The organism is Thermosynechococcus sp. HN-54 (genome assembly GCF_023650955.1).
Taxonomy (GTDB): Bacteria; Cyanobacteriota; Cyanobacteriia; order Thermosynechococcales; family Thermosynechococcaceae; genus Thermosynechococcus.
In genome coordinates, this window is the sequence record NZ_CP098039.1 from 1,146,687 (window position 1) to 1,160,910 (window position 14,224).

General features: G+C 52.3%; 13 protein-coding genes. 7 read left to right on the forward strand and 6 right to left on the reverse strand.

The window, feature by feature from the left end:
- Positions 1-261: 261 nt before the first annotated feature.
- Positions 262-1,332 carry a hypothetical protein gene (locus NBE99_RS05500; protein WP_250683477.1) on the reverse strand — a complete coding sequence of 357 codons (1,071 nt, stop codon included), beginning with the start codon at positions 1,330-1,332 and terminating at the stop codon, positions 262-264.
- Between the two features lie 7 nt (positions 1,333-1,339).
- Positions 1,340-3,001: a bifunctional 3,4-dihydroxy-2-butanone-4-phosphate synthase/GTP cyclohydrolase II gene (ribBA, locus tag NBE99_RS05505; RefSeq protein ID WP_250683478.1), complete on the reverse strand. Its 1,662-nt coding sequence runs from the start codon at positions 2,999-3,001 to the stop codon at positions 1,340-1,342.
- A gap of 213 nt (positions 3,002-3,214) precedes the next feature.
- On the opposite strand from ribBA, the gene NBE99_RS05510 reads away from it, so the two are divergent.
- Positions 3,215-4,195, forward strand: a complete 981-nt coding sequence (locus NBE99_RS05510; RefSeq protein WP_305879892.1) for a methyltransferase domain-containing protein — start codon at positions 3,215-3,217, stop codon at positions 4,193-4,195.
- Here NBE99_RS05510 and NBE99_RS05515 read toward each other — a convergent pair.
- The gene (locus tag NBE99_RS05515) at positions 4,173-4,808 is read right to left on the reverse strand and encodes a YqiA/YcfP family alpha/beta fold hydrolase (RefSeq protein ID WP_250683479.1); all 636 of its coding nucleotides are present in this window, start codon (positions 4,806-4,808) and stop codon (positions 4,173-4,175) included. The two genes, NBE99_RS05510 and NBE99_RS05515, sit on opposite strands and share 23 nt — an antisense overlap.
- Before the next feature lie 380 nt (positions 4,809-5,188).
- On the opposite strand from NBE99_RS05515, the gene NBE99_RS05520 reads away from it, so the two are divergent.
- Positions 5,189-5,608 carry a photosystem I reaction center subunit II PsaD gene (locus NBE99_RS05520; RefSeq protein ID WP_149819488.1) on the forward strand — a complete coding sequence of 140 codons (420 nt, stop codon included), beginning with the start codon at positions 5,189-5,191 and terminating at the stop codon, positions 5,606-5,608.
- A gap of 227 nt (positions 5,609-5,835) precedes the next feature.
- On the opposite strand, the gene NBE99_RS13430 is transcribed toward NBE99_RS05520, so the two are convergent.
- On the reverse strand, positions 5,836-6,132 hold the full coding sequence (locus NBE99_RS13430; RefSeq protein WP_250683480.1) for a dynamin family protein: 297 nt from the start codon (positions 6,130-6,132) through the stop codon (positions 5,836-5,838).
- A 559-nt stretch (positions 6,133-6,691) separates the two neighbouring features.
- On the opposite strand from NBE99_RS13430, the gene NBE99_RS05530 reads away from it, so the two are divergent.
- Positions 6,692-6,994 (forward strand): DUF3181 family protein, encoded by a 303-nt coding sequence (locus NBE99_RS05530; RefSeq protein ID WP_250683481.1) that lies wholly within the window; start codon positions 6,692-6,694, stop codon positions 6,992-6,994.
- A gap of 2 nt (positions 6,995-6,996) precedes the next feature.
- On the opposite strand, the gene acsF is transcribed toward NBE99_RS05530, so the two are convergent.
- Positions 6,997-8,061: a magnesium-protoporphyrin IX monomethyl ester (oxidative) cyclase gene (gene acsF, locus NBE99_RS05535; protein ID WP_250683482.1), complete on the reverse strand. Its 1,065-nt coding sequence runs from the start codon at positions 8,059-8,061 to the stop codon at positions 6,997-6,999.
- Positions 8,062-8,335: 274 nt separating this feature from the next.
- Between acsF and NBE99_RS05540 the strand changes: the two genes are divergently transcribed.
- The 3 genes from NBE99_RS05540 (at position 8,336) to NBE99_RS05550 (ending at position 11,425) form a co-directional block, all read left to right on the forward strand.
- Positions 8,336-9,067 carry a heme oxygenase (biliverdin-producing) gene (locus NBE99_RS05540; protein ID WP_250683483.1) on the forward strand — a complete coding sequence of 244 codons (732 nt, stop codon included), beginning with the start codon at positions 8,336-8,338 and terminating at the stop codon, positions 9,065-9,067.
- 37 nt (positions 9,068-9,104) lie between these two features.
- Positions 9,105-10,487, forward strand: a complete 1,383-nt coding sequence (hemN, locus tag NBE99_RS05545; protein WP_250683484.1) for an oxygen-independent coproporphyrinogen III oxidase — start codon at positions 9,105-9,107, stop codon at positions 10,485-10,487.
- Positions 10,488-10,576: 89 nt separating this feature from the next.
- A complete protein-coding gene (locus tag NBE99_RS05550; protein WP_250683485.1) occupies positions 10,577-11,425 on the forward strand; it encodes a fatty acid desaturase in 849 nt (282 codons plus the stop codon).
- Here NBE99_RS05550 and NBE99_RS05555 read toward each other — a convergent pair.
- The gene (locus NBE99_RS05555; protein ID WP_250683486.1) at positions 11,417-12,166 is read right to left on the reverse strand and encodes a DUF928 domain-containing protein; all 750 of its coding nucleotides are present in this window, start codon (positions 12,164-12,166) and stop codon (positions 11,417-11,419) included. The two genes, NBE99_RS05550 and NBE99_RS05555, sit on opposite strands and share 9 nt — an antisense overlap.
- A 357-nt stretch (positions 12,167-12,523) precedes the next feature.
- Between NBE99_RS05555 and NBE99_RS05560 the strand changes: the two genes are divergently transcribed.
- A complete protein-coding gene (locus NBE99_RS05560) occupies positions 12,524-14,209 on the forward strand; it encodes an alpha/beta hydrolase (protein WP_250683487.1) in 1,686 nt (561 codons plus the stop codon).
- Positions 14,210-14,224 lie beyond the last annotated feature (15 nt).

Sequence of the window (14,224 nt, forward strand, 5' to 3'; positions counted from 1 at the left end):
CTTTACCAAGGAGCGCCTCGAAGGGTAAACCCTGCTCACAAGTAAGGCTCTTAGAATTAGGGATTTCTGAGTGTGAAGTCTAATTGACCGTGCTGCAACGCAGAAACTTAGCTATAACAGCGGTGTAAATGCTCATAACAATGCTGTAAAAGCAGTTCTAGAGGACTACACCAACGTCACCAACCTGTGGAGCGCTTTTGGCGCCTGAGTACAAATCCGTCGCAACATCAGCAGACTTTAGCTCTGCGCGGTCATTGTTAATCAAGCTCCATATTCGCCAATTCGCCATTGAAGCGTTTTTTTAAGAGGAGACGTAGTAACTTCCAATGCCATTTGAATAATTTTGTTCATTGATTGATGATTACAGTTCGTACCTAACCACCAGCCGGGGATAATTTGCTCACAATTTCCCTTTATTAAATCTGGACGCCCTGGGTAGAGGTCTGTTTTGTTCCGGGCAACGTACCGACGCTTACGGCCATGCTCTTGAGCAGCGAATCGTTCCAAGAATTCAGGGTCATGCGTCGCCAGTAGTTGGAAGACTCTGAGCATAACTTCTCGTCCATGTTTTGCAGGATAAACTTGACCTTGAGACTTAACCCAGAATTCTCCATTGTGTATTTGGCGATGAGTAGATGGGGGCGTAATTACAGGTTGTGGTCGCTCAGATGAATTGCACATTTTTCTGATGAATTTCTGGCAAGTACCTAGATCTGGACGATGGCCACAAAGACTCTTTGTTTTGTCTGCAAGTAGCTCAACCAGTAGTTCATCGGGTTCAGCTAGCAGTGCCTCCCAAGCTTGGGGTAATGTTCCAAGAATCTGGCGATCGCGGGCAACATGTTGATAATCACTACGAGCTGCCTTTAAGGCCTCTCCAGAGGACACACGCTCATATTGGAGATAGCGAATAAAATGCTCAACCACTGTCTTAAGATCGGACTCTAATAAATTGAACTTGCAAAAGCAGCATTCTTCATAACGGCTCTGCTCATTGAGCACGTAGAGGCTGCACTGACTTCCATCAGTGAAAATCACCATCGGCACGCCATGATACAAAGTATTTTCAAGCAGCTGATAATCAATTGTCCCAAAGCTATTTAGTTTGACTTCAATAAAAATACTGGGACGTTTAGCCGGATGGCAAAGGGCAAAACTAACAAGATGACCGGCAACGGAATACTCAGGGATCACAACTTGAGTATCAAACACTGGCCAGCCCAACGCCTGAAGTGCCGGTAAGAGAATCCCTTGAGACACCATTGCCTCTGAGGTAAATTCTCCTTGCCGCAAGCGATCGCGAACCTGCTGCAAGTGTTCCAAGATTTTCATTAATCCTCTAACCTGCTACTGCTGACCATGAATAAATGAGATGGGGTTGCCATTCACTGGGAGACTCTTGGTTATAGGCTTGGCGATCGAGGTGCATGGGTAGGTTCAGCATTGGATCGGTACCCGTGGCAACCAGAAACTCAAATCCCCTGAGATTCGGCCATTGGCAAAATTGGCGTAGCAGGGTTTGCACCGCAAGGACGTAGGGATGTTCCGGCTGCTGATACCACTGGCGATCGGCCAAATCCGGTTGATCAAAGCCAAAGTGAACAATGAGATCCGGATGACTAAAGACCGCTTGAGCCACAGGGCGGGCTTCCTCGCGCACCAGCAAATGGACACCTGCGGCCAGATGACGCAGTTTTTCTAGCCGTTCATAGCGATCGCTGGGGTTCAACTCCGACTCCCGCCAGCGAAAGGCCACGGTCATCAGATAAGTCTGTAGCAGCAAATGCCCCAGTTTCTCAGCCTTGGTCGTTAGATAGGGGGTGTTGTAGGGGGTTGCTTCAATCAACAGCGGTACCCGATCCACGACTTCGAGGCCATAGCCCTTGAGGCCAGCAATTTTGCGGGGGTTGTTGGTAATCAGGCGAATCTGCTTTACCCCCAAGTCATTGAGAATTTGGGCGCCAACGCCATAGTTACGCAAATCTGCCGGGAAGCCAAGGTGCTCATTCGCCTCTACCGTATCCATCCCTAAATCTTGCAGGGAATAGGCGCGTAGCTTGTTGACTAAGCCAATGCCTCGACCCTCTTGGCGCAGGTAAACCACGACCCCCCGCCCGGCGGCGTTAATCATTTTCAGCGCCGCTTGCAGTTGCATGCGACAATCGCAGCGCAGTGAACCAAGGGCATCACCCGTCAAACATTCAGAGTGCACGCGCACCAGCACGGGTTGCTCGCTAAAGGTGGCAGGAGCCCCTTTGACAATGGCAACGTGCTCCGATTGATCGAGGGAATTGCGATAGCCATAGATTTGAAATTCACCGAACTCCGTCGGTAGCTTGGCCACGGCCTCACGGCGCACAAACCGCTCATGCTGGAGACGATAGCTAATGAGGTCAGCAATGCTAATGATTTTGAGCTGGTGGGTGCGGGCATACTCCATGAGTTGGGGCAGCCGCGACATAGTGCCATCGGGATTTTGAATTTCGCAAATCACCCCCGCTGGATACAACCCTGCCAATCGGGTGAGATCCACTGCGGCCTCGGTGTGGCCGGCGCGCTTAAGAACCCCCCCAGGGCGCGATCGCAGGGGAAACACATGGCCGGGACGACGCAAATCTTGAGGTTGAGTGGTTGGATCAATCAAGGCTTGAATGGTGCGGGCGCGGTCTTCGGCAGAAATCCCTGTGGTTACCCCCCAACGCGGGCCGGCATCCACACTGACCGTAAAAGCGGTTTGGTTGCTATCGGTGTTTGTTGTTACCATCAAGGGTAGATCCAGTTCATCCAAGCGATCCCCCTCCATGGCAAGGCAAATCAGGCCTCGGGCATGAACCGCCATAAAATTAATCATGGCTGGGGTTACTCGTTCGGCGGCACCAATGAGATCCCCCTCATTCTCACGATTCTCATCATCTACGACGACAATGACTTCACCCCGCCGCAGGGCATCTAACGCAGATTCAATCGAGTCAAACACAGGCACATCCGCCAAGTCAGTCATTTGTAGAACTATTAAGGCTTCTGATTACTAAGTTACCGCCTTTTTCACAAGGATTGGGTACTGGCGGCATTGGCCAACATATCACACCAGTTTTTAGTGGCAATATCGAGCCACTGCTCTCTTGTGAGGAAACGCCTCGGCAATTCTTTACCCTTGTGAAAACGCTGAAAATCTCGTCATCATAGTGAAAAGTTTCGCCCGCAAATCCTTGGCATGTTGAATCTGTTTCTCATACTGGTTGTGGCTTTGGTGGCGATCGCCCTCTTGGGGGTGGTGCTTTACCTGCTGTTTCCGCGCAAGTACGAGTCTGCCCGCTCCGTTGCTGATTCCTACGACACTTGGACCAATGATGGCATTCTTGAGTTTTACTGGGGTGAGCATATTCACCTTGGTCACTACGGCTCGCCCCCTCGGCGCAAAGACTTTCGCCAAGCCAAAGCAGATTTTGTCCATGAAATGGTGCGTTGGGCCGGTCTCGATCGCTTGCCGCCGCGAACCACCGTTTTGGATGTGGGCTGTGGCATTGGTGGCAGTGCTCGCATGCTTGCCCGTGACTATGGCTTTCAGGTCACGGGAATTACGATTAGCCCTGAACAGGTGCGCCGTGCCCGTGAACTCACCCCCCCTGACCTTAATGTGCAGTTTCAAGTGGATGACGCCCTTGCCCTCTCCCTTCCCGACGCTAGCTTCGACGTAGTCTGGTCGATCGAAGCCGGCCCCCACATGCCCGATAAGCAGCAGTTTGCCAAGGAGTTGCTGCGGGTTCTTAAACCAGGGGGCATTCTTGTCGTGGCCGATTGGAACCAGCGGGACGATCGCCAGCACCCCTTGAACTTCTGGGAGCGACTGATCATGCGGCAACTGTTGGATCAATGGGCACACCCCGCCTTTGCCAGCATTGAAGGCTTTGCCGAAGCGCTTGCGGCCACCGGTTTAGTGGCAGGAGAAGTCATCACCGCCGACTGGACTCAAGAAACACTGCCCTCATGGTTGGATTCGATTTGGCAGGGAATCGTGCGGCCAGAGGGGTTAATTCGCTTTGGTTTACCAGGGCTAGTGAAATCGTTGCGGGAAGTGCCGACCTTGCTGCTGATGCGGATTGCCTTTGGCATGGGACTGTGCCGCTTTGGTATGTTTCGAGCCGTGCGGGCGGAAATTCCTGCGGTGTCTCTCAAGCCGACTGCTGATAGATGATCGGGTACATCATGCCCCAAATCGCCGGCTGTACCTCCTTGAGGGCGTGATCACTGTCTAATTCCACCCGACTCACCCAAAGGCGACCTTCACAGTAGCGACGAGTAGCGTCAATGGGAATCACTTCATCTTGAATGCCATGGAAAATCAGGGTGGGTACAGGGCGCTGGAGCTGGCGATCGTCATACTCCAGTAAATCCTTGGCAAAACCATAGCTGAGGGGGAGCAGGCGCTCTTCAGTGTAGTGATAAACCTCCAACACCCCTGTTTCTTGCCAGCGGCGATATTGATCGCCCAAACGCGGCAGCCAATGGATCGCGAACTCAAAGGCAGGCGCGAGGAGAAACAGTTGCACCACTTGAGGATGCTTTTCGGCTACCCAAGCAGCGGTCAAGCCACCAAAACTCGAACCAATCAAAGTCACGGGTTCATCCGCAGGGAGCAGTGCCTCTACCTGTTCAATTTGGCGACTTAGGGTCAAATGAAAAAAATCCCCTTGATTGAGATCAGGAATGAGTAGCGGTTGACCGAGTTCTTCAAAGCGATCGCGAAAATACTGAGCCTTAGCAGAGCGGGGGGATGAGGCAAATCCATGGAGGTAGAGATATTGCATTGCTCAACACTTCCTTGTGAGGAGTGGACATATTTTTGTTGCACTTTGTCAACAATCTTAACAAATCTGCCCTGCAGGCAGGGGTCTAAGACCACCCACAATTGAGGAGAGCTGAGGATTTCTATGGAAAAACCTTATGACGAGCGCTCATCTTGACAGAACTGTTACAGTTTCTCACAACTCGCATCAACCCAGCGATTTCAGTGCTACGATGCCGTTGAATCTGGCTACAGCCCTTTTCGCAAGGATGGCAAACGCTCAAAACTGCGAAGGCCCCTATAGGAGAGGATTGCATCCCCTTGATGTATCCCATATCCAAGAAAAGGGTTGTATCTAGCCAATCTTAAGGATGAAAACGTGAGAGATTGAGGATCGAACGCATGACAACACTCACTGGGCAACCTCCGCTCTATGGTGGCAGCACCGGCGGCCTCCTCAGCGCAGCGGATACCGAAGAGAAATACGCCATCACTTGGACAAGCCCCAAAGAGCAAGTTTTTGAAATGCCGACGGCTGGGGCTGCTGTTATGCGTGAAGGTGAAAATCTCGTTTACCTTGCCCGTAAGGAGCAGTGCCTTGCCCTCGCTGCCCAACAACTGCGTCCCCGCAAAATCAATGACTACAAAATCTACCGCATTTTCCCCGATGGTGAAACGGTGTTGATCCATCCCAAGGATGGCGTTTTCCCTGAGAAAGTGAACCAAGGACGCGAAGCGGTTAACTCTGTGCCCCGCTCCATTGGCCAAAATCCCAATCCCTCCCAACTGAAGTTCACCGGCAAGAAGCCCTACGATCCATAGGTCGGTGCTGAACTATCTCTTGGTGACCCCCTGTGGATCAACCATGGGGGGTATTGTTTTTAGAGCAATTTGTGATTGAGCAAGGCAGCTGTGGAGTGCTTCAATTCGTGGCGATTGAGCCGTGCTGCCGTAGAGGCCTTTAACTCTTCATCGGTTTGGCGAAGGGTTCTCAGGTTCTGCGCAAGGGTGAAAATCGGCTCAATCGCTGCCTTGGCATCGGCATATCCCTAAGCTTGCAGGGCGGCAATGCGATCGCCCCGAAAATCGAGCAAGCTCTCTAGACTTCCGAACAAAAGAGTATTTGAGGTATTGAGCAGTGCTTGCGGTCGAATTTCAATGATCGTTAAGTTAGGAAACTCATAGCGATTCCAAGGCACCCCATCCTCAAGGTGAATGTTGATATCTAGAATAATTTCTGTTGCGATAGCGGTCATGGCAGTATTGCGGGCTGGTAGAAGCGGCTGACCGACAATTGCATTGATAATCGTGGATTTGCCTGCTTTGATCGGGGCGACCACGGCCATGCAAAGGGCCATTTCCTCAACATAACTAGGGCTTGCTCAATTAAGCGTGCAGCCGAAAATTCTGTCTTTTCAGAAGGTTGGCCACTGTCAGTGTGCTGATTGAGAGCGTTGTGGTGCCTAACAATCTCAACGGCCTGCTTCAGAGTATGAATGACATCCCGACACAAATCTTCCATCAGAGTCTGACTAGGCTTAACGTCTTCGGGAGTAACCGTGGCCATGGAATGAGCAGTTAGCAGTTACAATAGCATAAAAAATAAAAAGTGTTGGCACTCTACAGTACAGCCTTTTCCTAAAAAAAGGGTAAATGCTCCCTGTAAACATTGATCTTGGCTGCTTTGAGCGCATTCAGGACTTGGCGGAAAAGCCTGTTGGGATTTTGCGTCTTAACAAAATTTAATGACCAACTCTCTCTGGACTAGCCCTCAAGGGGAGGAGACTGACGCCTTGTCCACGGGTCTTTACCAGCTTTCCATAAACAGGGTCATCCTTGGCCTGTTCTAGCGATCGCCCCCCTTGGCTGATACAAATAGAGTGAGTGAAAAATCGGTAACCTTCGATGAGTCGTACCCCTATAGTTGAACGCCTTGCCGCTGAAATCGGTCGTGATATCTATATTGATGTGGCCAAATGGCATCTTTATCTTGCTGATGCCAAGCTGGCAACCCCCCTTGCCGAAGCCTTTTTGCCCCTCTTGGAGCAGGGGGAGGTGAATTCGGCTCAAGTCACGAGTGTCTTGCAAGAGGTTTCAGTTCCCCTTGGCGGGGGTCAGCAGTCTCTTTCCCTCGATCGCCTGATTCCCAAAGCCAACCAAGCGTTGCTGGTAGAACTGCTCAACCGTTTTCGCCAAGAGGAGTTTTAGCTTTAGTGGACGGTGCCCCATGCCTGTTGAGCATTGACCGGCGGCAAGAGATAGAGGCGCAGCAGATGGCCGGCGATCGCCAACTGATGGGGAATTTTCCGTAGTGCTTTTAGCCACTTGGGTTGATTGCTGGCTTCAAGGGCTTGGAGTTTTTTATGGATTTCGACACAACGTTGTAGCCGCGGATAAAAGTCGGGGTGATCGACATTGAGCACCACAGAGAAGGTGCGAGCCGCCGTTTCATTGGTTTTGGCAATGACCTCGCGATCGAAGGCCGTCGGATCAAGACCTAAGGCTTCATAGAATTTGCCCCGCTCATGCACCGTCAACGTATGGGTCGCAAACACCGTCAGCAGGAAGAAGCGCATCCATAGTTTGGCGCCCCAGCCTTGAATCAATTGGGGTTGGGAGTGGATCAAGGCCTTGAAAATGTCGCCGTGGCGGTTTTCGTCCTGACACCAGCTTTCAAAGTAGTTAAAGAGGGGATAGAAGGAATGTTCGGGGTGTTTTTCCAAATGGCGATAGATGATGATATAGCGCCAATAGCCAATTTTCTCCGATAGATAGACGGTGTAAAGCACCCATGGCAGAGGGAAAAAGGTGTACGTGCGCGCCTTGGAAAGGTAGCCCAAGTCCATGGGATGGCCAAAGTCCATCATGGCTTTGTTGAGAAACCCTGCGTGCCGCGCTTCATCCCGCGCCATCAGGTGAAAGATTTCTGCCAAGAGAGGGTTGCGATTCTTCAGCTTACGCGAGAGTTCCTTGAAGAGCAAAAACCCAGAAAACTCAGAGACACAGGAGCGTTCGAGGTAGTCAATAAAGGCCTTGCGGGTGTCTGCATCCAATGTGTCCCATGTACCTTGGAACGACTCATCGCGGACAAAGTGATGGCGGTTGTAGTCTGCCCGCATTTCCGCCAGCATTGCCTCTAACTGTTGCTGCTGCCGGCTAAGGTCAAGTTTTGCTGCCTGTTCAAAATCTGTTGTGTAAAAGCGGGGGGTTAAAAGGTTTTCACGAATGGTTTTAACGCTCTGGCTGGAATCGGGATTGGGGGCGATCGCCACCATAAGCTGTTCACTCCTATAGAACTAAACCTATGCAGGTCATACCGTTTTACTATACTATATTCCTCAGGATGGTCAATAATCACCTTGACGATGTTGCAAAAGTAGGCAGTTTTGTAATGTTTTTTGAAGTTTCGCTTGACACCCATATGGTTAAAAAGTAATACTCACCCTTAGTTTGTCGTTCTGCCACCATTCAGCCCACGGACATGCCCCGTTGGTAGAGTGACTTTATTTCAAAAAGGATTGTTAAAAATTGATGTCAGGAGTCAGAGGTATGACAGTGCTCTCCCTTGCGCTGCGTGAAGGAACTGCCGAGGCTCACACCTTGGCCGAACACACCGCCTTCATGAAATGTTTTGTACGTGGATTCATTACCCCTAGCCTCTTCCGCCAGTTTTTGGCCAATCTGTACTTTGTGTACACCGCTCTCGAAGCCGCCTTAGCCAGTGCCGCGAGCGATCGCCTGCGGGCGATTTACTTCCCCGAACTCAACCGCAGTGGCCAGCTGGCAGAAGACTTGGCCTTCTACTATGGCGAGGATTGGCGGAATCAGATTACTCCCCGCACGGCCACCCGCGTTTACCTCAGTCGCATTCATGACGTGGCCAACAGTGATCCTCTGTTGCTCATTGCCCATTCCTATACTCGCTATATGGGCGATCTCTCTGGGGGGCAAGCCCTCAGCAAAATTGTGCGTTCGCAGTTGAGCCTCCCCGACGGCAAAGGCACTGCCTTTTACGAGTTTCCAGCCCTGCCAACCCCAGAAGACAAAAAAGCATTCAAGCAGCGCTATCGGGAAACCTTGGATAGTCTTGGCCTCGATGAGGTCGCGATCGCCCGCATTGTTCAGGAAGCCAACTTTGCCTTTGCCCTCAACTGCAACCTCATGCACGCCCTTGAACCCGAGTTAAAAGCCACCGTTGGCGATCAGGTGTGGCAGTCCGTGGTGATTGAGAACCAACCGAGTCGGCGGGAGCAACCCCGTCCCGAAGCCGTTGCCGTCTAAAGCCTACTCTTGACCTGTTAGGAGCTTGCAAAAACCCATGAGTGTGGTTCAGCCAATTCAATTTGATGGGGCATTGCTGCAAAAATACGATCGCCCCTTGCCCCGTTATACCAGCTATCCCACGGCTGCCGAATTTACTGCCGATTTTGATAGCCATTGTTTCCAGCGGGAGCTACTGCGGAGTAATGAAGGGCACCTGCCCCTCTCCCTATACGTACATATTCCCTTTTGCCAGACCGCCTGTTATTTTTGCGGCTGCAACGTCATCGTCACCCAAAGCCAAACTATTGCCAAAACCTACTTGGATGCCTTGGCAGAGGAAATTGCCCAAGTGGCTGCTCGGCTGGATCGCACTCGTCCGGTGATTCAAATGCATTGGGGCGGCGGTACCCCCAACTATCTCACCATTGACCAAGTGGAATCCCTGTGGCGGACGCTCACCCACCACTTTGAATTTGCCAACGATGCCGAAATTTCCATTGAGGTCAATCCCCGCTATATCAACCGCGAGTACCTCTTTCGTTTGCGAGATCTAGGCTTCAATCGCATTAGCTTTGGCCTGCAAGACTTTGACCCTCAAGTGCAGCTTGCCGTCAATCGAGTGCAACCGGAGGCATGGCTGTTTCAAGTGATGGAGTGGATTCGCGCTGCTGAGTTTGAGAGTGTCAATATTGACCTCATCTACGGCCTGCCTTTTCAAACGGTGCAATCCTTTGAAACCACGATTGCGAAAACGCTGCGCCTTGACCCCGATCGCATTGCTGTCTTTAACTTTGCCTATCTGCCCAATCTCAAACCCATCCAAAAGCGAATTGATCCCGCTACCCTACCCGATGGCACCACCAAATTAACCATTCTGCAGCGGGTGATTGAAACGCTGACTAGCCAAGGTTATCAGTACATTGGCATGGATCACTTTGCCAAGCCCACCGATGAGCTGGCGATCGCCCAAGCGGCAGGAACCCTTAAGCGCAACTTTCAGGGCTATACAACGCTACCAGCGGCAGATCTGATTGGCTTTGGTCTCACCTCAATTAGTATGTTGCAGGAGGCCTATGCCCAAAATCAGAAACACCTAGCCACCTACTTTAGTGACGTTGCGGCCGGTCAACTGGCCACCGAACGCGGCATTCAACTGCACCCTGAGGATCTGCTGCGCCGCACAATTATCATGGAGCTGATGTGCCAATTTACCTTAGACAAAGGGGCGATCGCTCGCCAGTTCAATCTCGATTTTGATACCCACTTTGCCTCCGAGTTAGCTGCGCTGCGGGACTTGGCTGCCGATGGCCTGATTCATTTGGGGCGCGATCGCTGGGAAGTCACACCTACAGGTCGGCTCCTGATTCGCAATATCGCTGCCGTCTTTGATGCCTACTTGCAACAAAAATCTGGTAGGACATTTTCTAAGGCTATTTAGTCGAGGATTACCTTTAGGATTCTTTTGGGGGTTCAGATCGCCAGATCTCAACTCGCGTCTAGACCTGTAAACGGTGTTGAGGAGTGCCTATGTCATCATCCTTGGAATTGCAACCGCAGACTGCCCGCCTCAACTGGGGCTTTGTCCTCTTTCTCGCGGCGATGCATCTGTTCGCAGGGTTTGCCCTCTTCTTTTTCTCTTGGTCGGCGTTAGCCGTCACGATCCTTCTGCACTGGCTCTTTGGCAGTATCGGCATTTGCTTGGGATACCATCGCCTTTTGAGTCACCGCAGTTTCCAAGTCCCCCAGTGGTTGGAGTACGTCATTGCCGTTTTGGGCGCCTTGGCCATGCAGGGAGGCCCGATTTTTTGGGTGGCAGGGCACCGCTTGCACCATGCCCACACCGAAGATGAAGTCAAAGATCCCTACTCAGCCCGGCGGGGCTTTTGGTGGAGCCATATGCTGTGGCTCGTCTATCCGCAGCGCCAATTTTTTGAGGCGGAGGAGTATGCCCGCTTTGCCCCCGACTTGATGCGGCATCCCTTTTACCGCTGGCTGGATCGCTACTTTTTACTCCTGCAACTTCCCCTTGCCCTGCTCCTCTATGGCCTTGGGGGTTGGTCGTGGCTGCTGTGGGGGATGTTTATGCGGGCGGTCTTTCTTTGGCATAGCACTTGGTTGATTAACTCTGCCACCCACAAGTGGGGCTATCGTCGCTTTGAGACCGATGATAACTCTCGGAATCTTTGGTGGGCAGCCCTCCTCACTTATGGTGAAGGTTGGCACAATAACCACCATGCCTATCCCCACGTGGCCAAGGCCGGCTGGTACTGGTGGGAAGTGGATCCCACTTGGTGGGTGATTCGCATACTCCAAGGACTGGGGCTTGCCTCCAAGGTACAGTTACCGCCACCCACAGCTCTGTCTGAGTTACCGTAAATTGCGTTGGCTGCGTTGGGCGATCGCCAAATTGCTCAGGCGATTGAGGCCGACCTCCTCGGCGGTCATGAGCTCTGTCCACAGGGCATTGACTTTGGGGTCAGTTGGCTGCTCCTGCCGCAGCTTGACCAGCGTATCGAGGGCGTCGTACCACAGACCATTGCTTGCCAGCAGGCCATAGCGTTGCAGCGGACTCGCTTGGCGAAGTTGCTTGTTCAGGGACTCTGGGAGGGTTACCCGCTGTACCCAGCCTTCCACAAAGCGAATCTGCGAGGGATCGGAGTCATTGGGGTTGCAAATGAGACTCACCGTCCAGCGGTAATCCACACCCTCCTGTAGCGGCGGCACGTCACCCGCCAACGTAATACTGTCTAGGCGCCGGCGATTGACCATTGGAAACTGCTGCTTGTAAATTTGCACTTGCGTCCCATCGGCAAGGGTTTGAAACAGGGCAAACTCTAGCGCTTGGTAATTGTTAGCAGGCAAATACCAATAAAATGTGGGGCGATTTGCCACCGTTAAACCAATATTACTGGCTGGCACCAGCGTGGTTAAATCAGGTTCGTTCGTCCCTGTTTGCACTCTACAGATGCCGCGTGTGGCCGCCCCCTCCCGATTCCCCGGCCGGGATAGGTTTTTGGGGGGAGTAAATCCCGCCCAACTCAGACCCGCATTGAGGATGAGTACGGCCAAGCTCCAAGGAACGAAATATCGCAGTGACGTGAAAATAGGGCGTTTCATAGGTCTGCATCCTTCATGAAAAGCGGTAGTGGGGAGTGTCAGGGTGTCTGATGGTGAATTGTCGGTCATTTCCCTACCTGCCACACTACTACCATAGGCGTTTGGGCTTGGCGGCGGCGTGATAGCCTCAACCACATTGTCATGATGTTCGTCACGGATCGGTATTGCGCTGGCTCACACCCTAAGTAGTCTTCAGGACGAGAACACTCAGCGAGCGGTTCCAAGGCAGCACTCCCATTCCCATGATTTCAGCAGCGGCTCTCTATACTGAGAGGTATCTGTGGCGTTTTTGGCCGAGCAACGTTCCCGCTCCTTTTCTCAGTTTTTTGATTTAGTGGTATCGCGTGACTCCTCGCTGTGAACCATCTCTCGCTTAAGTGGCGTCTGTGGCTCCCTCTCAGTGTCGTGGCAGGGCTAGCTATCTTTTTCGTGGGTTCTAGGGGGCTATCAGCAACCGCCGCAGAACGCATTATTTTTCGCTATGGCCTCTTCGAGCGATCGCTTCCCATTCGAGATTTAGAAATATTTGCCACCACTGGCCAAGCCTCAGCAGCACTCGCTAGCTATTTACGATTCTTACCCCCTACCCGACAGCAACAATTGCGATTGGCCTTGCAAGAACGTCTGCGCCTCTCGCCGGTGGCCGTTGCTCAACTCCTGTACTCCCCCCTTGGTCAAGAATTGATGGTGCAAGCGGGGCGAATTCTCGAAACCCAAAGCCGCCAAGAAAATGCCCGTGCCCTGCGATCGGCTTTGATTCTCGCTGCCACTGATCCCGCTGGCCTCACGGCCTTGAGTGTGATGCGCCACTATCCCTCTCGCAGTATCCGCTTTGATCTTAAAGAAGGATTGGCGATTCTCAAGAACTTCCAGCACACGATCCGTGAAACGGAAACCATCCTCAGCGTTGTCCGTCAACAGGCGCTAGAAAATCAGACCGGATCGATACCCACAGGGGTTCAATCCCTGCTGCAACCAGGACCATGGCGATGGCTAGAAATGCCTTGGGCAGCGGTGGATGAATCGCCTCGCCGCTTGCAGTTGACCGGTCATGCCCGCCCCATTGAAGCGGATCTCTACCTACCCATTGTGCCTGCGGGGCAGCGGGTTCCAGTGGTCATTATTTCCCATGGACTGGGGGCAAATCGCTACAGCTATCGCTATCTCTGTCAACATTTGGCCTCCCATGGGTTTGCGGTGATTGCCCTTGAGCACGTGGGTAGTTCGACCCGCCAGTTGCTGTCGTTTCCCATGGCCTATGTCAGTCCAATGATGGCGGCTCAAGAATTTCTGGATCGCCCCCTCGATGTTACCTTTGTCCTGAATCGTTTAGGAACCTTTCCGGAGCAGCTCTATCCTTGGGCAGGGCAGCTGAACTTGGAGCGGGTGGCAGTCATTGGTCAGTCCTTTGGGGGATATACGGCGCTCGTCCTCGCAGGAGTCCCCTTGGATTTTGAACAATTGCGGCGTTACTGCCTTAAAAGTGTTCTACACTCGTTTAATGTGTCGCTGCTGCTCCAGTGCCAAGCGCAAGCATTACCACCAAAGGTCTATTCCCTACAGGATCCCCGTGTACAAGCGGTAATTGCTGTTAACCCGATTACCAGTGCTGTCTTTAGTCCTGAATCCTTGAGTCAGTTGAAAATTCCCGTTATGTTTGTGGCTGCCAGTGACGATACGATCACCCCAGCGGTCGAGGAGCAAATTTATCCTTTTACATGGCTGACGACGCCCGATCGCTACCTTGTGTTGATCGACGACGCAACCCATTTCTCAACCATTGGTGAGGCGGGTCAAAATGAACCAGTACTGCCTGTGCCCCAGTCACTTGTTGGTGCCACCCCACCGCGATCGCGCGCCTATCTGCGAGGATTAAGCTTGGCCTTTTTGCGCTTGCACCTCCTAGGGGACGAACAGGCGCGGCAGTGGCTAACCCCCTCAGGAGCGATGGCGTTAAGTGCCCCCACCTATGGCCTCAGTTTACTCCAATCCTTGAGCCAGACTGCTTTGGAGGAGCAGACAGTCACCCGTCGCGATCGCTAGGAGGGATTGATCTCG

Coding starts and splice junctions, on each gene's coding strand:
- NBE99_RS05500 (WP_250683477.1), bottom strand. CDS start 1,332: ATGAAAATCTTGGAACACTTGCAGCAGGTTCGCGATCGCTTGCGGCAA.
- ribBA (WP_250683478.1), bottom strand. CDS start 3,001: ATGACTGACTTGGCGGATGTGCCTGTGTTTGACTCGATTGAATCTGCG.
- NBE99_RS05510 (WP_305879892.1), top strand. CDS start 3,215: ATGTTGAATCTGTTTCTCATACTGGTTGTGGCTTTGGTGGCGATCGCC.
- NBE99_RS05515 (WP_250683479.1), bottom strand. CDS start 4,808: ATGCAATATCTCTACCTCCATGGATTTGCCTCATCCCCCCGCTCTGCT.
- NBE99_RS05520 (WP_149819488.1), top strand. CDS start 5,189: ATGACAACACTCACTGGGCAACCTCCGCTCTATGGTGGCAGCACCGGC.
- NBE99_RS13430 (WP_250683480.1), bottom strand. CDS start 6,132: ATGGCCGTGGTCGCCCCGATCAAAGCAGGCAAATCCACGATTATCAAT.
- NBE99_RS05530 (WP_250683481.1), top strand. CDS start 6,692: ATGAGTCGTACCCCTATAGTTGAACGCCTTGCCGCTGAAATCGGTCGT.
- acsF (WP_250683482.1), bottom strand. CDS start 8,061: ATGGTGGCGATCGCCCCCAATCCCGATTCCAGCCAGAGCGTTAAAACC.
- NBE99_RS05540 (WP_250683483.1), top strand. CDS start 8,336: ATGACAGTGCTCTCCCTTGCGCTGCGTGAAGGAACTGCCGAGGCTCAC.
- hemN (WP_250683484.1), top strand. CDS start 9,105: ATGAGTGTGGTTCAGCCAATTCAATTTGATGGGGCATTGCTGCAAAAA.
- NBE99_RS05550 (WP_250683485.1), top strand. CDS start 10,577: ATGTCATCATCCTTGGAATTGCAACCGCAGACTGCCCGCCTCAACTGG.
- NBE99_RS05555 (WP_250683486.1), bottom strand. CDS start 12,166: ATGAAACGCCCTATTTTCACGTCACTGCGATATTTCGTTCCTTGGAGC.